Raw genomic sequence first — 20,005 nt, forward strand, 5'->3', positions numbered from 1 at the left:
ATGTCAGAGCCGGATGCCCCAGCCGAAGGGGTCGGCGTCGTCGATCAGCAGCGTCGCCTCGGCGCTGATGTGCGCGCGGCCGCGCAGCGTGGGAATGACGCGGCCTTCGCCGTCGAGCGCATAGCTGGCCTCGAAGACGCTGCCGATCACGCTGGCCTGCTTCCACACCTCGCCCGGCGCGAGCTTGCCGTCGGCCGCCAGGCAGGCGATCTTGGCGCTGGTGCCGGTGCCGCAGGGCGAGCGGTCGTAGGCGTTGCCGGGGCACAGCACGAAGTTGCGGCTGTCGGCGCCCTCGCTGTCGTCGGCGAAGAGTTCGATGTGGTCGATCTCCGCGCCGTCGGCACCGGTGATGCCCTGCGCCGCCAGGGCCTTGCGCAGCGCGGCGGTGTAGTCGGTGAGCGCGGCGAGGTTGTCGCTCGCCACGCGCTGGCCGTGCTCGCTCACGAGGAAGAACCAGTTGCCGCCCCAGGCCACGTCGCCGCGCACGGTGCCGTGGCCCGGCAGCTCGACCGCCGCCTGCCGCAGGTGCCTGTAGGCGGGCACGTTGCGCACGCTCACCGAGCCGTCTTCGTGCAGCGTGGTGGTCACGGTGCCCACGGGCGTCTCGATGCGGTGCTCGCCGACGCCGATGCGCCCCATGTGCGCGAGGCTGGCCACCAGCCCGATGGTGCCGTGGCCGCACATGCCGAGGTAGCCGGCGTTGTTGAAGAAGACGACGCCGGCTGCTGCGTCGGCCGAGACCGGCTCGCAAAGCAGCGCGCCCACCACCACGTCGCTGCCGCGCGGCTCCAGCACGGCGGCGGCGCGCCACCTGTCGTGCCGCTCGGCCAGCAGCGCGCGGCGCTCGGCCATGCTGCCCTTGCCCAGGTCGGGGAAGCCCCCGACCACCAGGCGCGTGGGCTCGCCGCCCGTGTGTGAGTCGATGACCTGGATGCGCTGCATGTTCTTCGCTTCGGATCAGTAGCTTGCGATGGGCACGGGGGCCGCGTTCTTGAAGGTGAACACGGTGATCGGCGCCTGCTTCATGTTGCCCTTGTCGTCGTAGGCGTAGGTGGCGGCCACGCCCTTGTAGGTGGCCTTGTAGAGCTCGGCGCCGACCTTGTCGGGGTCGATGGAGTTGGCCTTCTTCATCGACTCGCCGATGAAGAGCACCTGGTCGTAGTACGAGGCGGCATACGCGTCGGGATCGGCGTTGAAGCGCTTCTTGAACTTCTCCTTGAAGGCCGGGCCGCTTTGCGCCTTCTCGAGGATGGAGCCGCCCTGCGCGCAGAACACCAGGTCGTTGACCGCGTCGCCGCCGAGCTTGCCGGTGGCGGGGCTGCAGACGGTGTCGCCGCCCAGCAGCTTGCCGGGCACCGCGAGCTGCTTCATCTGGCGCGCCATGGGCGCGGCCTGCGGCGCGTAACCGCCGAAGAAGATGGCCTCGGGCGCCTTGGCCTTCATGTTGGTGAGGATGGCGGTGAAGTCCACGGCCTTGTCGGTGGTGAACTCCTGGCCGACCACGGTGAGGCCCTGCTTCTTGGCCTCCTTGGTGAACTCCTCGGCGAGGCCCTGGCCGAAGGCGGTGCGGTCGTCGATCACGCCGACCTTCTTCAGCTTCATTTCCTTGGCCGCATAGACCGCCATCGCACCGCCGATCTGGTTGTCGCTCGCGATGATGCGGTAGAGGTTCTTGTAGCCGCCCTGCGTGACCTTCGGGTTGGTGCCCACGGTGGAGACCATGGTGCCGCCGTCGCTGTAGACGCGCGAGGCCGGGATGGCCACGCCCGAGCAGTACGGGCCCATGACGAACTTGACGCCGTCGTCCACGAACTTCTGCGCCACGCTCACGCCGGTCTTGGCGTCGCACTGGTCGTCTTCGGAGACGAGTTCGAACTTCAGCGTCTTGCCGCCGACCACGAGCTTCTTCGCGTTGAGCTCCTCGATGGCGAGGCGCACGCCGTTTTCATTGTCCTTGCCCGCGAAGGCATTGGGGCCCGAGAGAGGACCGCTGTGGCCGATCTTGACGACCTGCTCCTGCGCATGCGCGTGGCCGGCGAGGGCCAGGGTGATGACGGCGAGGCCGGGAAACGAAACCATGCTTGCTTTTGTCTTCATGCTTCTTCCTGCTGGGTTGGGGACGATGAAAAACACGCTGCCGGCAGCCGGCGGGTAAGCCGGCGCCAGCGCGCCGTCGGTTTATTACATGACCGACTGGTATTGAACAGGCCTCGTCGCGAGCGCCTTCTTCACGATGCCTTCGACGAATTCGCGCTCGGCGCCGACCAGCGGCAGGCGCGGGCGGCGCATGTGCTCGGTGCCCACGCCCACGAGGGCGTCGATGAGCTTGAGGTTCTGCACCAGCTTGGTCGACACGTCGAGGTGCAGCATGGGCGTCATCCACTGGTAGAGCTTGAGCGCCTCGGCGAACTTGCCGGCCTTCATCAGGTCGTAGAGCGCCACCGTCTCGCGCGGGAAGGCGCAGCCCACGCCGGCGAGCAGGCCGTCGCAGCCCAGCGCCAGGCCCTCGTAGGCGAGGTCGTCCACGCCGAGGAAGAGTTGGTAGCGGTCGCCCACGGTGTTGCGCAGGTCGGTGATGCGGCGGATGTCGTCGGTGCTTTCCTTGATGGCGGCGATCCATTCGCAGTCGGCCAGCTCGGCCATGTGCGCAGGCTTCAGGTCGACGCGGTAGGCCACCGGGTTGTTGTAGACCATGATGGGTTTCTGCGCCGCGTTGGCGATGGTGCGCACGTTGAGCATCGCCTCGCGCGCGTCGGCCACGTAGATCACCGAGGGCATCACCATGAAGCCGGCCACGCCGAGCCTGTTGGCGCCGTCGACGTAGCGCAGCGCCTCGCGCGTGCTGGTCTCCGACACGTTGGCCAGCACGGGGATGCGGCCGTCGGCGGCTTCGAGCGCGATCTTCGCGACCTGCAGCTTCTCCTCCAGCGTCAGCGTGCTGGCCTCGCCGAGCGAGCCGCAGGTGACGAGGCCGTGGATGCCGTTGCGGATCTGGAAGTCGATGTGCCGGGCCGTGCCCTCGGCGTCGATGCTCTCGTCGGCGTTGAACTTGGTGGTGACGGCGGGAAAGACGCCCTGCCAGCGGGGATTGCTCACTTGATCGCTCCTTCGGATGTGCGGTGGAAAACGCCGCACTCTAAATATATTAAGGATATACGGTCAAGATACTTTTGGGGCAAGCGCTCTTTTGCCCCGTGTTCTTCTGTGATACGGAGGCGCAGGGCGCGAAAGCCCTGCGGAAGGCCCGCCTACTTGCGGCCGTCGGCGGGACGCAGCACGCCGCGCTGGAGCGTGACTGGCTTGCCGATCGGCGGCGCGGTCTTCGTCTCGACCGTGCGCAGCCGGCCGTCGTCCATGCGCACGCCCACCTCGTAGACGGTGACGGTGCGCACGTGCTTCTCGATGGCGTTGCCGGCGAAACCGCCGCCCACGGCGCCCAGCACCGTGGTGGCGACGCGGCCGTTGCCGTGGCCGAACTGGTTGCCGACGAGGCCGCCGACCACGCCGCCAGTGACCGCGCCCACGCCGGTGGTCTTCTGCTGGCGCTGCACCGGCCGGACCGACTCGACGCGGCCGCAGACCGCGCAAGCGGGCGCGGCCGGCATGGCGGGCGCAGGCTCGGCAGCGGCAACCGTGGTCGAGTTCGCGGGAGCAGTAGCCGCCTGCGGCACGGCGGCCATCGACTGCGGGGCCGTGCCGGCTGCACCAGCGTAGCCACCGACGGCAGGCGGCATGGCAGGCGCGGGTGGCATGGCTTCGGGCTTGAAGTCGTCGGGCGCCGGGGCGGTCGCCGCGGCGGCCACGGGCGTGGATGCAGGCGCGGCCGTTTCCTGCCCTTGCCTGTGCAGCAGCACCCCGCCCAGCGCCGCGACCGCGATGGCCAGCACGCCGATCACGGCCCAGAGCACCTTGGGCGATCCGCCCGCGCGCATGGCCGCAGGCTGTTCGAGGGGCGACGTCGAATTCATGGAAAGTCCTTTCCGCCCCCGCGCACGGTGCGCCGGAGGCACCGCCAGAGCATGGCTTTGGAGGACGCGGAGTTCAATCCGCCGGCGTCCTACAGGCGCATAGGGCGGGGCGCCGAAGCAGCAGCGGATCAGCCCGCCCGCGCCATGCCCGCGATCGGCGCCAGCGCGAGCAGGGTCAGTTGCCCGTAGCCCACGTGCAGCCAGCCTTCGGCCTGCATGTGCTGCAGCGCGAGGTTGCAGCGCTGGCGCGAGACGCCGGCGATGGCGGCGAGTTCGTCCTGCGCGATGGGCAGGTGGATCAGCCCGAGCGGGTTGTTCAGCGGATGGGCCAGCCCGCACAGCGCATTCGCCACGCGCGCGGGGCCGCGCATCAGCCGCACGTCGCCCACGTGGTCCATGAAGTAGTGCAGGCGCTCGTTGATCTGGCCGTAGATGAAGTCCTTGAAGGGCGGGTGCTCCTGCAGCAGGCGGGCGAAGTCGTCCTGCGGCAGCAGCGCGACGCGGCTGTCGCGCAGCGCCACGTAGTCGGCATGGCGGGGCTTGCCGCGCAGCAGCGCGCCCTCGCCGAACCAGCAGCCCGGCAGGATGCCGCCGAGCGTGGAACTGCGGCCGTCGGCGGCGAGCACCGAGGTCTTCAGCAGCCCCTCCATCAGCCCGAACCAGGCCGACGGGATCTCGCCGCGCCGCGCCAGCAGCTGGCCGCGCGACACCCGGTGCTCGCGCATGCGCTCCATCACCCGCTTGTGCAGCGGCGCGGGAAAGGGCGCGCTCCACGACGACAGGCGAAGCAGCTCGTCGATGCCGAAGCCCGCGGGTCCATCCGCCCTCGGGCGCCGGGAAGGCGGCGGACGCGATGCGCCCTGGCGATGCGCTTTCCGCAGTTCGTCTGGCTTCTTTTCCAACGGGCAAACCCTTAAGTCAAATGTCTCATTTTCAACAGTATCGCTTCCGCATCGCCCGAACAATTCGGCCCAAACCGCCCGCCGGGCGGCCCTCCGGATTCCAGCCGCACGATGCACGATTCGCCCCCTTCCGACGCCCACGGCCAGCTGCTGTGGACCCCCTCGGCCGAACAGGTCCGCGCCAGCGGCCTCCATGCCTACCAGCAATGGCTGGCCGAACGCCACGGCGTGCCGGCGGGCGGCTACGAGGAGCTCTGGCAGTGGTCCGTCGACTCGCTGGAACTCTTCTGGCAATCGATCCGCGAGTACTTCGGCGTCGTGGGCGAAGGCGATGCGCAACCGGTGCTCGGGCAGCGCGAGATGCCCGGTGCGCAGTGGTTTCCCGGCACGCGGCTGAACTACGCCGAGAACGTGTTCCGCAGAGTGGGCAATGACCCGGCAAGTCCGGCGATCATCTCGCGCCGGGAAGACGCGCCGCTGCGCGCCATGTCGTGGGCCGAGCTGGAGCGCGACACCGCCGCGCTGGCCGGCCGGATGCGCGCATGGGGCATCGGCCCCGGCGACCGGGTTGCGGGCTACCTGCCCAACTGGCCGGAGACCGTCGTCGCCTTCCTGGCCTGCGCCAGCATCGGCGCCATCTGGTCGAGCTGCGCGCCGGACATGGGCCCCGGCGTGGTCCTCGACCGGTTGCGCCAGATCGAGCCCTGCCTGCTGCTGGCGACCGACGGCTACCGCTACAACGGCAAGCACCACGACCGCTGCGCCCAGGTGAAGGAGCTGCTGGCCGAGCTACCCAGCGTGAAGCGCGTGGTCCACGTGCCGGGCCCGGCCGACGAGGCATCGGCACCCGACTGGCGCGACCGCGTCGACTGGGCCGACGCGCTGCGCGAGGACGCGCCGCCGCGCTACGAGCGCCTGCCTTTCGACCACCCGCTGTGGATCGTCTATTCGTCGGGCACCACCGGCCTGCCCAAGGCGATGGTGCACGGCCACGGCGGCATCGTGCTCACGCACCTGAAGACCATGGCGCTGCAGCACGACCTGCGCGCAGGCGACCGGCTGCTGTTCCTCGGCAGCACCGGCTGGATCGTGTGGAACCTGCAGGTGGGCGCGCTTTTGACCGGCGCGAGCATCGTGCTGTTCGACGGCAACCCCGCCTGGCCCGACGCGAGCGCGCTGTGGCGTTTCATCGGCGAGCAGGGCGTCACGCTGTTCGGCTGCGGCGCGGCCTACCTCGCCAACTGCATGAAGGACGACCTGCGCCCGCGCGACATCGCGAACCTGGAGCGGCTGCGCGCCATCAACGCGACCGGCTCGCCGCTGCCGGTGGAGGCCTATCTGTGGGTCTACGACGCCGTCAAGCCCGACCTCTGGCTGGCCTCGATCAGCGGCGGCACCGACATCGCCTCGGGCTTCGTGGCCTGCGCGCCCAGCCTGCCGGTGCACGCCGGCGAGATCCAGTGCCCCGAACTCGGCGTGGCGGCGTACGCATTCGACGACGCCGGCCGGCCGGTGGTCGGCGAGGTGGGCGAGCTCGTCATCACCAAGCCCATGCCATCGATGCCGCTGTACTTCTGGAATGACCCTGAGAACCGGCGCTACCGCGAGAGCTACTTCGAGACCTTTCCCGGCGTCTGGCGCCACGGCGACTGGATCCGCTTCACGCCGCGGCGCAGCGCGGTGATCTACGGGCGCTCCGACAGCACCATCAATCGCTTCGGCATCCGCATGGGCACCGCCGAGATCTACCGCGTGGTCGAGCAGTTGCCCGAGGTGCGCGACAGCGTCGTGGTCGACCTCGAATACCTGGGCCGGCCTTCTTTCATGCCGCTGTTCGTGGTGCTGCAGCCGGGCATGGCGCTCGACGCGGCCCTCATCGAGCGCATCCGCGCCGCCATCCGCACCAAGGCATCGGCGCGCCACGTGCCCGACGACGTCGTGCAGGTGGACGAGATCCCGCGCACGCTGAGCGGCAAGAAGATGGAAGTACCCCTGCGCAAGCTGCTGCTGGGCACGCCGGCCGACAAGGCGGCGAGCCCCGACAGCATGCAGAACCCGCGCAGCCTTGCGTTCTTCATCGACTACGCCCGCCGGCGCGCGGCGGCCTGATTCCGCGGCAGCCTCCCGGGCCGCCTTCCGTTTTCCCCAGCCCTTTCGCAAACACACAAACTCAAGGAGACACAGCACATGCAACGACGCCACTTCCTCAACGCCATGGCAGGCGCCGCCGCCACCGGCGCACTGACGCCCTTCGCCGCCATCGCGCAGGCGCTGGAGCAGGTGAAGGTCATCTACGGCTTTCCTCCCGGCAGCGCCGGGGACAGCGTGGCGCGCCGCGTGGCCGAGAAGCTCGGCGGCACGCCCTACAGCAAGAACCCCGGCTACGTCGAGAACAAGCCCGGCGCGGGCGGGCGCATCGCACTGGAGACGCTGAAGGCCGCGCCGGCCGATGGCTCGGTGCTGGCGCTGGCACCCGTCTCGGCGCTCTCGGTGTATCCGTACATCTATCCGAAGCTCTCGTACAAGCCCGAGGACGTGACGGCCGTTTCCATCGGCGCGGTGATGTTCCACGGCCTGGCCGTGGGTCCTTCGGTCCCGGCCGAGGTCAAGACGCTGAAGGACTTCCTGGCCTGGGCCAAGGCCAACCCCGAGAAGGCCAGCTACGGCTCGCCGGGCGCCGGCTCCATGCCGCACCTGCTGGGCGCGCTGCTGGGCATGCGCGCGGGCGTCGATCTCAAGCACGTGCCCTATCGCGGCACCGTGCCCAGCATCACCGACCTGGTGGGCGGCCAGATCGCGGCGGCCATGAACCCCAGCGGCGACTACCTGCAGTACGTGAAGGCCGGCCGCATCCGCGTGCTGGCCACCTCCGGCAAGAAGCGCTCGCCTTTCCTGCCCGACGTGCCGACCTTCGCGGAGCTGGGCTACCCCGACGTGACCTCCGAGGAGTGGTTCGGCTTCTACGCGCCCGCCAGGACGCCCGCCTCCACCATCGCCACCGCCAACGCGGCCATCACCCGGGCGCTGAAGGACAAGGCCGTGATCGACGCGCTGGCCCTGGTCGGCCTGGTCGCGAACGGCGGCACGCCGCAGGACATGGCCGCCGACCAGAAGGCCGAGTACGAGCGCTGGGGGCCGCTGGTGAAGCAGATCGGGTTCACGTCGGAGTCTTGAGCGGCAGGCCTCAATCGACCTTCGCCCCCGAAGCCTTCACCACGGCGCCCATCGCATCCCAGTCCGAGCGCAGCAGCTTCTGGAATTCTTCCGCGCTCTGGCTGCGCGGCTCCACGCCCAGGCGCTTGAAGCGCTCCTGGATCGCCGGGTCGGCCAGCACCTTGTTGGCTGCGGCGTTCAGGCGGTCGACCTCGGCCTTGGGCGTGCCGGCGGGGGCGAGCAGGCCGATCCACGAGTCGAAGGCGTAGCCCGGCAGCCCGCTCTCGGCCACGGTCGGCAGCTTGGGCAGGAAGGGGCTGCGCGACTGGCCGGTGGAGGCCAGCAGCTTCATGCGGGCGTCGTCCTGGAAGCCGATCACGCCGATGCTCGAGGAGATCACCGCCTGCACGCGGCCGGCGAGCACCTCGTTGACGGCCTCGCCGGTCGACTTGGTGGGGATGTGCGTCATCTGCAGGCCGGCCTTCGCGAGGAAGGAGGCCATCGCCAGGTGCGTGGCGCTGCCGTTGCCGGCGGAGGCGTAGTTGTACTTGCCGGGGTTGGCCTTGACCTCCTTGATGAAGTCGGCCGTGCTCGACACGCCCATGCCGCTGGCCACCGCCAGCACGTAGCCCGCGTTGCCGACATTGGCGACGCCGACGAAGTCCTTCAGCGGGTCGTAGCTGAGCTTGCTGTAGAGGAAGCCCGCGATGTTGTGGCTCGCGGCCGCGAGGATCAGCGTGTTGCCGTCGGCCGGCGCGCGCGCCACGATGGCCGCGCCCACGGTGCCGCCCGCGCCCGCGCGGTTCTCGACGATGGCGCTGGCGTTCAGCGCCACGCCGAGCTCGTTGTTGAAGGCGCGCGCCACCGTGTCCTGCACCGCGCCGGTGCCGAAGGGCACGACGATGTGGATCACGCGCTGCTGCGCATGCGCCGGAACGCCGATCGCCAAAGCAGCGGCGCCGGCCGCGAAAAAGGCTGCGAGAGAACGTCGGGTGAACGGGGTCGTGCTCATCTGGGTGGCCGCTTTCATCATCAACAGGAAAAGGGAATGCCGATCAGCCGCGCGCCGGCAGCCAGCGCTGCACCAGCTTCACGAAGTAGCTCGCGCCGATCGGGATGATCTCGTCGTTGAAGTCGAACGAGGTGTTGTGGATGATGCAAGGCCCGGGCCCGTGGCCGTCGAGCCGGTGGTCGCCGTCGCCGTTGCCCAGGAAGGCGTAGCAGCCGGGCCGCGCGAGCAGCATGTGGGCGAAGTCCTCGGCGCCCATCACGGCGGGGAAGTCGTCGGTGACCATGTCGTCGCCCACCACCTCGCGCATCACACCGGCCGCGAAGCGCGCCTCGGCCGGGTGGTTCACGGTCGGCGGCGACGAGCGCTTGAAGAACACCTCGGCGGTGCAGCCGTGCGCCGCCGCCACGCCCGCGGCCACTTCGCGCAGGCGGGCCTCGAGCTTGTCGATGGCGTCGATGGAGAAGGTGCGGATGGTGCCGCCGACGGTGGCGACGTCGGGAATCACGTTCGGTGCATCGGAGCCCTGCAGCTGCGTGACCGCGAGTAGCGCACGCTCGGTGCTCGGAATGGTGCGCGCCACGATGGTCTGCAGCTGCTGCGCGAGCGTGACCACCGCCGCCACCGGGTCGATGCCTGTGTGGGGCATCGAGGCATGGGTGCCGCGCCCACACACGGTGATCATGTAGGTGTTGCTCGAGGCCATCAGCGCGCCTTCGTTGAGCGCGAAGCGGCCCACGTCGCCCACCGGGAAGTTGTGCAGCCCGAAGACGGCGTCGCACGGGAAGCGCTCGAACAGGCCCTCGTCGATCATCTTCTTCGCGCCGGCCTTGCCCATCTCCTCGGCGGGCTGGAAGATGAAATTCACCGTGCCGTCGAAGTCGTCGGGCCCTTGTTGCGACAGGTGCCAGGCGGCGGCCAGCAGCATGGTGGTGTGGCCGTCGTGGCCGCAGGCGTGCATGCGGCCGGGGTTGGTCGACTTGTGGGCGAACTCGTTGGCCTCGTGCAGCGGCAGCGCGTCCATATCGGCGCGCAGGCCGATGGTGCGGCTGCCCGTGCCCTTGCGCAGCACGCCGACGAGCCCCGTGCCCGCGATGCCGCGGTGCACCTCGATGCCCCACTCGGCGAGCAGCTTCGCGACCTTGTCGGAGGTGCGGTGCTCCTCGAAGCCGAGCTCGGGGTGCGCGTGGATGTCGCGCCGGATCTCGACGAAGCGGGCGGCGTTGGTGACGAAGGAATCGGCGATGTTCATGGCGGGGCTGAGGCTGGCTGCAAAACCAGTCGGATCGTTCGATGAAGGGATGAAGCGAACGATTCTGGCGCAGCCGCCCGCCCGGCGCATGCCGGGTTACTTACTACCCGGGGGCTAGGCGAGCCGCCCTTCCTGCCGCAGCTTCGCGCCGATGCGCCGGATCTCGGCCTCGCCCTGCTCGAGCGCGGCCTTGCTGGTGTGCACCGAGTAGTAGCCCATCACCAGTTCGTGCGGATGCTTCACTGCCGAGCCCAGCACGAAGGAGGTGTCGCCATGGGCCACGAAGTCGATGGCCGCGCCCGACTCCTCGAACACCGCGAGCTCGCCGGCGGCGATGGGGCCGCCCGTGTCATCGCCCGCCTCAAGGCTGCCTGCGTCGACCGCGACCCAGCCCACGGTGTGGCCGGCCGGCGGCACATAGCTCCAGCGCTCGCCGTCCTTCAGCTTCAAGGCCAGGTAGTTCATCGGCGAGGGCGCCGCGACGGGGCTCTGCGCCGCGCCGTATCGGCCGAGCAGCACGCGCGCCGGGCCTTCCTGCGGCACCTGCGAGGGCGCGAGGTACATGCTCTGCGCGGGCGCGTTCTCTTCCGAGGGCGGCAGCGCCACCCACAGCTGGAAGCCGCTCACGCGCTCCACGCCGGGCGCGGGCGCGCCGGTGTGCCACACGCCGTTGCCGGCGCGCATCCATTCGACGCCGCCGCCGCGCAGCGTGCCCTGCTCGCCGGTGGTGTCCTCGTACTGCGTGTCGCCTTCCATCAGCCAGGTCAGCGTGGCGATGCCCGAGTGCGGATGCAGGCCGAAGCCCTTGTGGCCGCCCGTGACGTCGAAGCCGAAGAGGTCCAGGAACACGAAGGGCTTGAGGAACTCGCCCAGGTCGCCTGGGCTCATCAGCCGCGTGATGCCGCCGTGGCGCGAACCGCGCGTACGGTAGACGATGGCGCGGGCCCGCGTTGCGACTGCGGCGGTCATACGGCCTCCCTTGCGGTCTTCAGTGCCTTCGTCCACCAGGCGATGTCGTCGAGCAGCGCCGTGGCCGCCTGCGCGAGGTGCGGGAAGTCGCCGAAGCTCTTGCCCTGCTGCCAGATGCCGAGGAACTCGACCATGCCGATGTGCACCGCGTGGCGCACCGGCGCCATCTGCATCTCGACGGCCACCAGCCGCAGCTGCTCGACCGCGCGCGCAGCACCCACGCCGCCGTAGCCCACGAAGCCGATCGGCTTGCGGATGAATTCCTTGTAGGCCCAGTCGATGGCGTTCTTCAGCACCGCGCTGGGGCCGTGGTTGTACTCGGGCGTGACGACGATCAGGCCGTCGAAGCTGGCCAGCTTCGCCTGCCAGCGTTGGGCGGCCTCGTTCTTCACCGGGCCCCAGGCCGGCGCGCCGGCTTCGTCGAAAAGGGGCAGCGGGTGGTCGCGCAGGTCGACCAGCTCGAAGGCAAGGTCGGTGCGCTGCTTTGCGATGTCATGGATCCACTGCGCGGGCTTCTCGCCGAAGCGGCCTTCGCGGGTGGAGCCGAGGATGATGCCGATGCGGGGTTGTTGTGCGGTCATGAGGTACTCCGTGGGGTCTGGAAGAAAAAGAAGAAGAAGAAGAATGAAGGGAAGCTCAGGCGGCCGCGGCCGGCTGCGGCACGGGCCACAGCCGCCAGGCGACGAAGCCCGACAGCGCAGCCAGCACCACGGCCGGCGCCGGGTTGCCGCCGATCAGCGCGAGGTGCGTGGCCACGGCACAGACCATGGTCGCGAACAGCAGCAGGCCGCCGAGGAAGCCGGTCGCGGGCACCAGCAGCAGCACGGCGCCGCCGACCTCGACGAGGCCCGTCACGTAGCGCAACCACTGGCCGAAGCCGATGGCGTCGAACACCTGGACCATCTGCGGCGCACCGGCCAGCTTGGCGGCTCCGGCAGCGCCGAAAGCCAGGGCCAGCAGGATGCGCACGCCCCAGACGATGCGGCGTTGCGTGGGGGAAGCGAGTGATGTGGAAGTCATGGGCAGAAGGTTAGGCACGCGCCCATTGGTCGACTAGACGGTAGAGTCGGATTGCACTCGTCCACAAATTGAAGGAATCAGCCGCCATGTTCGACCTCAACGACGTCGCCGTCTTCGTCCAGGTGGTGCGCCACGGCAGCTTTGCCGAGGCCGCCCGGCGGCTGGGCCTGCCGCCCAACACCGTGAGCCGGCGCATCCAGCAGCTCGAATCGCAGCTGGGCACCCGACTGATGCAGCGCTCCACCCGCAAGCTCACGCTCACCAGCGCCGGGCAGGATTTCCACGACCGGTGCGCCGGCCTGATCGACGGGCTGGCCGCCGCCGGGCAGGCGCTGGCGGCCGGCGGCCAGGAGCCCAGCGGCCTCGTGCGGGTGGCCGCGCCGGCGGACTTCTTCGATTTCTTCCCCATGGAATGGGTGGCCGACTTCCTGGCCGAGCACCCGCTGGTCAAGCTCGACTTCGTGCTCAGCGACGCGTCCGCCGACCTGATCGCCGAGCGGATCGACGTGGCCTTCCGCGGCGGCGTGCTGCGCGACTCGGGCTATGTCGGCCGGCGGCTGGCCACCCGCAGCGCCGGCCTGCTCGCGAGCCCCGCCTACATCGCGCGGCGCGGCGAACCCCACAGCCTGCAGGATCTGGCCGGACACGACTGCGTGACACCCTCGACGCCCACCGGCCACACCACCTGGCGCCTCACCGGCCCCGACGGCGTGGAGGAAGAAGTGCAGGTCACCGGCCGCTTCACCGGCAACACCGCCCAGGCGCTGCGCAGGGCCGCGCTGGCCGGGCTGGGCATCGCGCAGCTGCCACCCGCCATGGCCACCCGCGACGAGCAGGCCGGCCAGCTGGTGCGCGTGCTGCCGCAGTACGAGTACGCCGGCCGGGGGCTCAACGTGGTTTATCCGAGCCGCAAGCACCTGCCGCTGGCGGTGTCGGCCTTCATCGGGCTGGTGATGGGCAAGCTCGACCAGATGGACGTGCTCAAGTAGCCGCACCGCCGCCTGCGCCTTCGGGTTTCGGCCGAGAATGCGAGCCCATGAAAATCGCAAAAGACACCGTCGTCACCATCAAGTACAAAGTCTCCGACGCCCAGGGCAAGCTCATCGAGGCGAGCCCCGAGCCGATGGCCTACCTGCATGGCGGCTACCAGAACACGCTGCCCAAGATCGAGGAAGCGCTGGACGGCAAGGAAAAGGGCTACCAGACCGTTCTGAACCTGGCCCCCGCAGACGCCTTCGGCGAGCGCGACGAGTCGCTGGTGCGCAGCATTCCCAAGACCGACTTCCCGCCCGGCGTGAAGGTCGGCGGCCAGCTGCAGGGCCGCCTCGACGACGGCCGCGAGCACGTCTTCACCGTGATGAAGATCAAGGGCCCGGTCGTGCTGCTCGACGGCAACCATCCCTGGGCCGGCAAGGCGCTGAAGTTCAGCCTGCAGGTGACTGATGTGCGCGCGGCGCAGCCGGTGGAGATCGAGCACCGGCATGTTCATGGGGCGCACGGGCACCATCACTGAACGGGCCGTGTTCCCCCACGGCTAGCCTTTCTTCCAGAACCTCGCCGCATCCTCGATCTTCGCGAGCGCCTTGCGGCAGGCCTCCGCCCCGGCCGCGTGCCGCGCGGTGAACCATCCCACCGCGAACCATGCGCGCGCGTCGCGCGCGGTGGCCTCGCGGTACAGGGCGAGCGCGACGGCCTCGTCGTTGAATTCGCCGAGCGCGTCCTGCGCGGGGCGCAGGGCCTTCAGGTAGCGGCCGGCGGCGCCGCCTTCTTCCTTCTCGTCGAACAGCGGCGCCACGAACTCTGCGAGGTAGCGCAGGCGCTTGAGGCGCTTGCGCACGCGGTGCTGGCTTTCGGTGTCCAGCGATTCGAAACGCTCGCCGTCGCGCAACACCTGCTTGTGGAGCCGCTGCAGGCGCTTTCGCAGAAGGCGGCGGGCGTCGTTGGCGCCTACCGGTGCTGATGGCGGATCGCCTTCAGCGGCAGTCTCGGGCGCCGGTTCGGCCGGCTTCGCCGCGGTGAAGCCGATCAGCGAGACGAGCACGTTCTGGAAGGCCGGGGCGCGCACGATGTCGCTGGGCGAGGGCGCATCGGCTGCGGCGGCATCGTCGGCGGCCAGCGGGTCGAAGTCGGGCGCGCCGGCTTCGCGCAGGCGCGGCTGGGCCAGCTTCACGACCTGCTCGCGGTCGCGCAGTGCACCGAGGGCGCGGAAGGCATCGACGAGCGGAGGCTCCCATTCGGCGGCTTCGGCGAGGCCGGAGGCGGGGTCGAGCGGCGCGAGTTCGCGCAGGGCGGTGCGCAGGCGGCGGATGCCGATGCGCAGCTGGTGGATCTGCTCCTCGTCGGTGCTGCCCGCGGCGATCTCGCTGGCGTTCGGCAGCATCTGCGCGAGGCACGAGGCGACCACGGCCTGACGGATGGCCAGGCCGTCGGGGTGCTGGTCGGCGAAGCGCGGCGGCTCGGCCTTCACGGCTTCCACGGTCCCCTGCGCCGCAAGCAGCCGCGCGCCGCGCTCGGCCTTCGAGACGGTGCTGAACCACAGCCCGTGCTGCTGCGACCAGCGCCGCGCGAGCGAGACCAAGCCCTGCACGTCGCCGCGCTTGAGTTCCAGTTCGAGCTCGCACACCGGCGATTCGCGCTGCTCGGGCGTGCCAGCGTGGGCGACGACCTTGCCGACGTCCAGCGCCATCTCGACCACCGCGCCGCCGGGCCCGGTGACGCGCACGTCGCGCGTGAGCCGCACGATGTCGGTCGATTGCCGTTCGACCAATTGCGTGCCATCCGCCAGCAATTTCGCAAGCCGCTCGCCCACAGGCGTGCCCTGGTGGCGCTGGGGATCGATCTGCGGCGCCGGGCCCGTCGTGCCCAGATCGACGTTGTGCTCCAGCCGGTGCAGGGCGTTGTCACCGGTGGCCTTGACGGTCTGAACCCAGCGCCGCCCCTCCTTGCGCAGCCGCAGCACCATGCCGTCGGCGGCCAGCCGCTGGTCGGCGGTGTCGAAATAGCGGGCCTGCAGGCGCGTGCGCTCGACGGTGCCGCGCCTGAGGGCGGTTTCGACGGCCTTCAGGCGGCCGGGAGGGATGCAGAACTTGAACTCGATTTCCATGGCGACCATGATGCCCCGTTCATTTCACCTCTCGCAATCGCGGTCGCATCACCGAGTTTCCCGGTGCCCCCGGTGAACTAACTTCCGGACTGGCACGATCCCGTTCCGTACAAGTCGACGTCTGCGGCAGCAGCGGATGTCGCGGCGGGGCTGCTCGACCTGACGTTCGATGCGGCGTCGAAGCCCCGCGCCGACGCCGCTCAAGTCAAGATCATCGCGGTGACGGGTGGCCAGCGTGATCCCCGCATGCCGAATGTCCCGACACCACACTGGGTGTGCAGCCCGAGTTCAATCCGCCCACGGCGCGACGACACTTCACTGTGATCGCCTCAGACTACGTCACGCAGGTGCTCATGGCCGAGGCCCCGAAACGCTTCATGGGCGCAGCGGCCACGGCCGGCGCCGCCTTGGCAGGATCGGCAGTGCCGTCGCTGGGCGAGAACACGCCACCCCCAAGGGCGGCCGGTTGCACGCCCGCGCTCGGTCGCCTCGCGGCCGCTCGGCATGTGGGTCGTCACGTCTGCGGTTCTCGCAAAATCGCGCCAACTGGCCCGGCGGGAAATTTCGGCCTCATCATTGCTGAGATACGGCTGCCCGCAGCGATGAAACCCGTGTCTTCACCGCTCTCGACCGCAAATCGTTCCCACAGGTCAAGGCTCTTGCTCGCCAATGGCAGTTCGCGAGCATCGCGGTTCTGCTGCCGACACCAGCCCCAGTTGCGGCTCGATTGTTCGGCGCCGATCCTGCCCTTTTCGACCAAGACCACGGAAACGCTGCGCTTGGCCAGGTAGTAGGCGGCGAAGACGCCGATGATGCCGCCGCCGATCACGGCGGCGTCAGCCGAGGCCGGCAGAGTTACGGGAGTTTGGATGTGGCGCAGCGGAGGAGACGTGGTGAATCTCGTCGCCCATTCAGTCCCGGGCGCTCTGAACGACGTAGAACTTCGCGACGCGATCGCGGCTTTCCCAACCGATCAGTGCACCCTGGGGCACGAAAACCGCATCGCCCGCGCCCGCCGACAGCACGCCGCCATCAGGCGCTGCGAACTGCACGTTGCCGTCCAGGAGATGCATGAACTCGTTCATGCGATGCGGGCGAACGATCCGGTGGTAAGGGGTCGAGTCCCAGGTGCCCGCGAGGTACTGCGCCGCGTCGTCGGCAAAGACTTTGTCGCTGCGACACTCCGGCGAGGGACTCAGTAATACTTCCGCGGGCAACGTGGCGGTGGGCTTGAAGTTGGCGTCGGCGTGCAGAGGGAAGAGGCCGCGTTTCGTCGGCCGATCGCAACCGGCCGCGCAAAACACGAAACGAACGCGAGATCCGGCTTGGATATGGAGCGAGGTACCGGAACCGATGACAGCCCCCGCTTGTGGGCCGACCACCAGCGGAGCCTCCCCGGCGACGGTCAGGGTCAGCTCACCTTCGACCACGACAATGGTTTCGATGTGGGGAAAGCTTGCGACTTCGAGCTCACCGATGAAACTGACGCGACCCGAGATCATCGAGTCCGGTCCTTCCCACGCAATCTCGCGATGCCGCGAAAAAGGATCATCCTTGCCGAACGGTGCCCTGCGGAAGACGGTTGATACGGGTGCGCCGCCGGCGCGATGCAGCACTAGGGCCACGGTCATGATTGCTCCTGCGCGTCGCGCGATGTGTTTACTGCAAAAACTGTCAATCGATTCTGTGCATCGAAATCTTCGATTCCCTGTTCACGGCCAGTACCCGACGCGCGTAGTACCCGAAGGGCGTATAGGGATTCCAGGCCGGAAGTGGATGTGCGCCTACTCGGACTCTAGTAAGCGGGTGCAGAGCACGGGTTCACAGGCCGACCAAGGCGGGCAGACCGTTAATGTCACGGATCTCCGCGAAGTTGAATGCTTCGTTGGGACGTGGCTCGTGGCCGCGGTTGACGAAGACCTTGTTCTTGATGCCTAGGCTGTCGGCCGGAAAGATGTCGTAGCGCGGATTGGCCGACACATGCAGGATGTCCTCCGGCCCGCAACCGAGCTGGTCCAGCATGTACTCGTAGGCCGCGAACCGCGGCTTGTAGGCTTGGGCATCCTGCGCGGTGTACACCTTGTGGAACGGTGCCTCGAGCTTGGCGACGTTGGAATGGATCTGCTCGTTCATCGCGTTCGACAGGATCACCAGCGGGATCTTCTTGCCCACGCGCGTCAGTGCATGCGGCACGTCGGCGTGCGGCCCCCAGGTGGGCACGGCGTTGTAAAACTTCAGAGCGTCCTCGTCGCGGTAGACAAGGCCGTGGCGCTTGCACACGCGGGACACCGCCGACTTGAGCACCTCGGCATAGGGCTTCCAGTCACCCATCACTTCGTCAAAGCGATAGTCGGCGAACTCCTTGACGAACACGCGCATCTGCTCGGGCGGCAACTGGTCGCCATAGATGTCGTACGCCACCTGGTGCATGGGGAAGTAGGTCAGCGTGCCGTAGCAGTCGAAGGTGATGTACTTGGGGCGGAAGGTCATGACGGGGTTTCCTGGAAGGGTGGATGAAAGAAGGTCGAAGCGCGGCGGGAAATGCGGGATCGAGCAGGTACGAAGCGGTCGATTTCGGTGCGTCAAATGCTACGCAGCGGGCACCAAAGATGTTGCTGTTCGGCGTGGCCGCGGCGCAGCAAAGAATGGAAATGGCGAGGTGCGCGGCTCGTTTGTGCCGCACTCGCGACGAGCCAGTGCTTCTCTGCCCGGCTTGCCACCCTGCGCACCGCCCGCATTCGGGCGGTATCCATCGGAATCTGCCAATTGCATGGCCAAGGCCGAGGCATTCGTGCCGAATGCCCCGGCGTAAACGGCAGGGCAATCGAGAGCCTCGCAACTAGCATCTCTCCAATTCTTTGGAGATCGATCCCATGAGTGACAACAAGACTTCGCAAAGCCGGCCGCTGCGTAGCGCGCGCTGGTTCCGCAAGGATGACCTGCCTGGCTTCGTGCACCGCTCCACCCTGGCCGCGGCCGGATGGAGCCGCGAAGACCTCATGACGCGACCCGTGGTGGGCATCCTCAACACCTGGTCCGACATCAATCCCTGCAACCTCAATCTGCGGGCACTCGCAGAGGAGGTGCGCACGGGCGTGCTGGAGGCCGGCGGCATCCCCTTCGAGATTCCGCTGATGTCGATCAGCGAGAACATCATCAAGCCGACCTCGTTCCCGTTTCGCAACCTGCTCGCGATGGAGGTGGAAGAAACCCTGCGCGGCTATCCCTTCGACGCGGTGGTGCTGCTCGGTGGTTGCGACAAGACGCAGCCGGCCTTGCTCATGGGGGCGGCCAGCGCCAGGACCCCCTTCGTTTTCCTGGCGAGCGGCCCCGCGACGCCGCGCTCGGCCACGGGTGGCCAGCTGGCCAACGCCACGGGGGTGTGGCGCCTGATCGACCAGTTGCGCGCCGGCGAGTCCCAATGCGACTTCGCGTCCTTCGAGCGCAGCGTCATGGGCACGGTGGGCCATTGCGCCGAGATGGGCACCGCCTCTTCGATGTCGGCGATCTGCGAAGCGCTGGGCGTTGCGCTGCCCGGCAGCAGCCTGGTGCCTGCGGCCGACCGCCGTCGCAGCCACTGCGCTCGCGAAGCAGGTCGCCGCAGCGTGCATCTGGCTTCCGAAGGCGGCCCCCGCCCGGAGGAAATCCTCGACGCGCGAGCCTTCGACAACGCTATCACGCTGCTGTGCGCGGTGGGAGGCTCGACGAACGCCATCATCCACCTGCTGGCGCTCGCCGGCCGCGTGGGCGTGCCGTTGACTCTGGACCGTTTCGACGAGATCGCGCGCCGCGTGCCGCTCATCGCGAATGTCCAGCCCGCTGGCGAGCACCTGACCGAACGGCTGATGACGGCCGGCGGCGTGCCCGCCCTGCTCAAGACGCTCAAGCCGCTACTGCACCTGGACGCGCGGACCATCGATGGGCGCACGATCGGCGAGATCATCGAAACCGCCGAGGTGCTCGACGCAGAGGTCATCCGGCCTCTGCACAATCCGGTGAAGCCCGGCGAGACCCTGGTCGTGGTGAAGGGCAATCTCGCACCGGATGGCGCCGTGATGAAGGCCTGTGCCGCCGACCCGAAGCTGTTTCGCCATCGCGGCCGCGCGGTGGTGTTCGAGAATGTGCAGACCATTGCCGACCGCATCGACGACCGCGCCCTGGGCATCGACGAGCACAGCGTGCTGATCCTGCGCAACGCCGGCCCGGTGGGCGCCGCGATGCCGGAATGGGGCATGCTGCCGCTCCCGCGCAAGCTGCTCGAGCGCGGCGTGCGTGACATGCTGCGCATCTCCGATGCGCGCATGAGCGGCACCGCCTACGGTGCGGCCTTGCTACACGTTTCCCCCGAGGCTGCGATCGGCGGTCCGCTCGCCTTGGTGCGCGATGGCGACATCATCGAGCTCGATGTCCCCGCGCGCCGGCTGCAACTCTGCGTGGCACCCGAGGAGCTCGAGCGTCGACGCAAGGAGTGGCAGCCCCCGCCGCGCGTGCATGCGCGCGGCTACCGCAAGCTCTACGACCAGCATGTGGAGCAGGCGCATCTCGGCTGCGACTTCGACTTCCTTCGCGGCGCCAATGAAGAGACGCTGCCGGAGGGATTATTCGACGGCTGGGTGGGAGGCTGGTAAC

At 68.8% G+C, this 20,005-nt stretch carries 18 protein-coding genes and 1 pseudogene; 5 read left to right on the plus strand and 14 right to left on the minus strand.

What is annotated here, in order from left to right; translation table 11 throughout:
- Positions 1 to 3 precede the first annotated feature (3 nt).
- From ABL838_RS30975 to ABL838_RS30995, 5 genes are all read right to left on the minus strand, one after another.
- Positions 4 to 942: a 4-hydroxyproline epimerase gene (locus tag ABL838_RS30975; RefSeq protein WP_418123428.1), complete on the minus strand. Its 939-nt coding sequence runs from the start codon at positions 940 to 942 to the stop codon at positions 4 to 6.
- 15 nt (positions 943 to 957) lie between these two features.
- On the minus strand, positions 958 to 2,097 hold the full coding sequence (locus tag ABL838_RS30980; protein WP_418123429.1) for a branched-chain amino acid ABC transporter substrate-binding protein: 1,140 nt from the start codon (positions 2,095 to 2,097) through the stop codon (positions 958 to 960).
- An 84-nt stretch (positions 2,098 to 2,181) separates the two neighbouring features.
- On the minus strand, positions 2,182 to 3,096 hold the full coding sequence (locus ABL838_RS30985; RefSeq protein ID WP_418123431.1) for a dihydrodipicolinate synthase family protein: 915 nt from the start codon (positions 3,094 to 3,096) through the stop codon (positions 2,182 to 2,184).
- A gap of 152 nt (positions 3,097 to 3,248) precedes the next feature.
- The gene (locus ABL838_RS30990; RefSeq protein WP_418123432.1) at positions 3,249 to 3,968 is read right to left on the minus strand and encodes a glycine zipper 2TM domain-containing protein; all 720 of its coding nucleotides are present in this window, start codon (positions 3,966 to 3,968) and stop codon (positions 3,249 to 3,251) included.
- A gap of 128 nt (positions 3,969 to 4,096) precedes the next feature.
- Entirely contained in the window at positions 4,097 to 4,870 is a 774-nt protein-coding gene (locus ABL838_RS30995; protein ID WP_418123433.1) for a Crp/Fnr family transcriptional regulator, read from the minus strand.
- A 111-nt stretch (positions 4,871 to 4,981) separates the two neighbouring features.
- Here ABL838_RS30995 and ABL838_RS31000 point away from each other — a divergent pair, with 111 nt between their 5' ends.
- Together ABL838_RS31000 and ABL838_RS31005 are read left to right on the plus strand one after the other, a co-directional pair.
- The gene (locus ABL838_RS31000; protein ID WP_418123435.1) at positions 4,982 to 6,979 is read left to right on the plus strand and encodes an acetoacetate--CoA ligase; all 1,998 of its coding nucleotides are present in this window, start codon (positions 4,982 to 4,984) and stop codon (positions 6,977 to 6,979) included.
- A 78-nt stretch (positions 6,980 to 7,057) separates the two neighbouring features.
- Positions 7,058 to 8,044 carry a Bug family tripartite tricarboxylate transporter substrate binding protein gene (locus tag ABL838_RS31005; protein WP_369660316.1) on the plus strand — a complete coding sequence of 329 codons (987 nt, stop codon included), beginning with the start codon at positions 7,058 to 7,060 and terminating at the stop codon, positions 8,042 to 8,044.
- A gap of 10 nt (positions 8,045 to 8,054) precedes the next feature.
- Here ABL838_RS31005 and ABL838_RS31010 read toward each other — a convergent pair whose 3' ends face one another.
- From ABL838_RS31010 to ABL838_RS31030, 5 genes are all read right to left on the minus strand, one after another.
- Positions 8,055 to 9,035: a tripartite tricarboxylate transporter substrate-binding protein gene (locus ABL838_RS31010; RefSeq protein ID WP_418123438.1), complete on the minus strand. Its 981-nt coding sequence runs from the start codon at positions 9,033 to 9,035 to the stop codon at positions 8,055 to 8,057.
- Between the two features lie 43 nt (positions 9,036 to 9,078).
- On the minus strand, positions 9,079 to 10,284 hold the full coding sequence (locus tag ABL838_RS31015) for a M20 aminoacylase family protein (RefSeq protein WP_418123440.1): 1,206 nt from the start codon (positions 10,282 to 10,284) through the stop codon (positions 9,079 to 9,081).
- 114 nt (positions 10,285 to 10,398) lie between these two features.
- Positions 10,399 to 11,253, minus strand: coding sequence for a pirin family protein (locus tag ABL838_RS31020; RefSeq protein WP_418123442.1), 855 nt, complete (start codon positions 11,251 to 11,253; stop codon positions 10,399 to 10,401).
- Positions 11,250 to 11,834 (minus strand): NADPH-dependent FMN reductase, encoded by a 585-nt coding sequence (locus ABL838_RS31025; RefSeq protein WP_418123444.1) that lies wholly within the window; start codon positions 11,832 to 11,834, stop codon positions 11,250 to 11,252. The genes ABL838_RS31020 and ABL838_RS31025 overlap by 4 nt, the downstream gene beginning before the upstream one ends.
- Positions 11,835 to 11,889: 55 nt before the next feature.
- Complete coding sequence (locus tag ABL838_RS31030) at positions 11,890 to 12,273, minus strand: DoxX family protein (protein WP_418123446.1); 384 nt, start codon at positions 12,271 to 12,273, stop codon at positions 11,890 to 11,892.
- 86 nt (positions 12,274 to 12,359) lie between these two features.
- On the opposite strand from ABL838_RS31030, the gene ABL838_RS31035 reads away from it, so the two are divergent.
- On the plus strand, positions 12,360 to 13,262 hold the full coding sequence (locus tag ABL838_RS31035) for a LysR family transcriptional regulator (RefSeq protein ID WP_418123448.1): 903 nt from the start codon (positions 12,360 to 12,362) through the stop codon (positions 13,260 to 13,262).
- A 47-nt stretch (positions 13,263 to 13,309) separates the two neighbouring features.
- The gene (locus tag ABL838_RS31040) at positions 13,310 to 13,786 is read left to right on the plus strand and encodes an FKBP-type peptidyl-prolyl cis-trans isomerase (protein ID WP_418123450.1); all 477 of its coding nucleotides are present in this window, start codon (positions 13,310 to 13,312) and stop codon (positions 13,784 to 13,786) included.
- A gap of 21 nt (positions 13,787 to 13,807) precedes the next feature.
- Here ABL838_RS31040 and ABL838_RS31045 read toward each other — a convergent pair whose 3' ends face one another.
- From ABL838_RS31045 to ABL838_RS31060, 4 genes and pseudogenes are all read right to left on the minus strand, one after another.
- Positions 13,808 to 15,385 (minus strand): CHAD domain-containing protein, encoded by a 1,578-nt coding sequence (locus ABL838_RS31045; RefSeq protein ID WP_418123452.1) that lies wholly within the window; start codon positions 15,383 to 15,385, stop codon positions 13,808 to 13,810.
- Positions 15,386 to 15,719: 334 nt separating this feature from the next.
- Positions 15,720 to 16,291: pseudogene (locus tag ABL838_RS31050) on the minus strand (NAD(P)/FAD-dependent oxidoreductase); the annotation flags it as partial.
- Complete coding sequence (locus ABL838_RS31055) at positions 16,288 to 17,007, minus strand: cupin domain-containing protein (RefSeq protein ID WP_418123455.1); 720 nt, start codon at positions 17,005 to 17,007, stop codon at positions 16,288 to 16,290. The pseudogene ABL838_RS31050 and the gene ABL838_RS31055, both read right to left, overlap by 4 nt.
- Positions 17,008 to 17,197: 190 nt before the next feature.
- Positions 17,198 to 17,866: a haloacid dehalogenase type II gene (locus ABL838_RS31060; RefSeq protein WP_418118527.1), complete on the minus strand. Its 669-nt coding sequence runs from the start codon at positions 17,864 to 17,866 to the stop codon at positions 17,198 to 17,200.
- Between the two features lie 383 nt (positions 17,867 to 18,249).
- Here ABL838_RS31060 and ABL838_RS31065 point away from each other — a divergent pair, with 383 nt between their 5' ends.
- A complete protein-coding gene (locus tag ABL838_RS31065) occupies positions 18,250 to 20,004 on the plus strand; it encodes a dihydroxy-acid dehydratase (protein WP_418123457.1) in 1,755 nt (584 codons plus the stop codon).
- Position 20,005 lies beyond the last annotated feature (1 nt).

It is taken from the genome of Variovorax sp. 160MFSha2.1 (genome assembly GCF_048305075.1).
Lineage (GTDB): Bacteria > Pseudomonadota > Gammaproteobacteria > Burkholderiales > Burkholderiaceae_C > Variovorax > Variovorax guangxiensis.

What these genes read in the sequence shown, in the direction of transcription:
- ABL838_RS31045 (WP_418123452.1), bottom strand. Translation starts at nt 15,385, where the DNA reads ATGGTCGCCATGGAAATCGAGTTCAAGTTCTGCATCCCTCCCGGCCGC.
- ABL838_RS31010 (WP_418123438.1), bottom strand. Translation starts at nt 9,035, where the DNA reads ATGAGCACGACCCCGTTCACCCGACGTTCTCTCGCAGCCTTTTTCGCG.
- ABL838_RS30980 (WP_418123429.1), bottom strand. Translation starts at nt 2,097, where the DNA reads ATGAAGACAAAAGCAAGCATGGTTTCGTTTCCCGGCCTCGCCGTCATC.
- ABL838_RS31035 (WP_418123448.1), top strand. Translation starts at nt 12,360, where the DNA reads ATGTTCGACCTCAACGACGTCGCCGTCTTCGTCCAGGTGGTGCGCCAC.
- ABL838_RS30975 (WP_418123428.1), bottom strand. Translation starts at nt 942, where the DNA reads ATGCAGCGCATCCAGGTCATCGACTCACACACGGGCGGCGAGCCCACG.
- ABL838_RS31000 (WP_418123435.1), top strand. Translation starts at nt 4,982, where the DNA reads ATGCACGATTCGCCCCCTTCCGACGCCCACGGCCAGCTGCTGTGGACC.
- ABL838_RS31055 (WP_418123455.1), bottom strand. Translation starts at nt 17,007, where the DNA reads ATGACCGTGGCCCTAGTGCTGCATCGCGCCGGCGGCGCACCCGTATCA.
- ABL838_RS31065 (WP_418123457.1), top strand. Translation starts at nt 18,250, where the DNA reads ATGAGTGACAACAAGACTTCGCAAAGCCGGCCGCTGCGTAGCGCGCGC.
- ABL838_RS31025 (WP_418123444.1), bottom strand. Translation starts at nt 11,834, where the DNA reads ATGACCGCACAACAACCCCGCATCGGCATCATCCTCGGCTCCACCCGC.
- ABL838_RS31005 (WP_369660316.1), top strand. Translation starts at nt 7,058, where the DNA reads ATGCAACGACGCCACTTCCTCAACGCCATGGCAGGCGCCGCCGCCACC.
- ABL838_RS31060 (WP_418118527.1), bottom strand. Translation starts at nt 17,866, where the DNA reads ATGACCTTCCGCCCCAAGTACATCACCTTCGACTGCTACGGCACGCTG.
- ABL838_RS31030 (WP_418123446.1), bottom strand. Translation starts at nt 12,273, where the DNA reads ATGACTTCCACATCACTCGCTTCCCCCACGCAACGCCGCATCGTCTGG.
- ABL838_RS30990 (WP_418123432.1), bottom strand. Translation starts at nt 3,968, where the DNA reads ATGAATTCGACGTCGCCCCTCGAACAGCCTGCGGCCATGCGCGCGGGC.
- ABL838_RS31015 (WP_418123440.1), bottom strand. Translation starts at nt 10,284, where the DNA reads ATGAACATCGCCGATTCCTTCGTCACCAACGCCGCCCGCTTCGTCGAG.
- ABL838_RS31040 (WP_418123450.1), top strand. Translation starts at nt 13,310, where the DNA reads ATGAAAATCGCAAAAGACACCGTCGTCACCATCAAGTACAAAGTCTCC.
- ABL838_RS31020 (WP_418123442.1), bottom strand. Translation starts at nt 11,253, where the DNA reads ATGACCGCCGCAGTCGCAACGCGGGCCCGCGCCATCGTCTACCGTACG.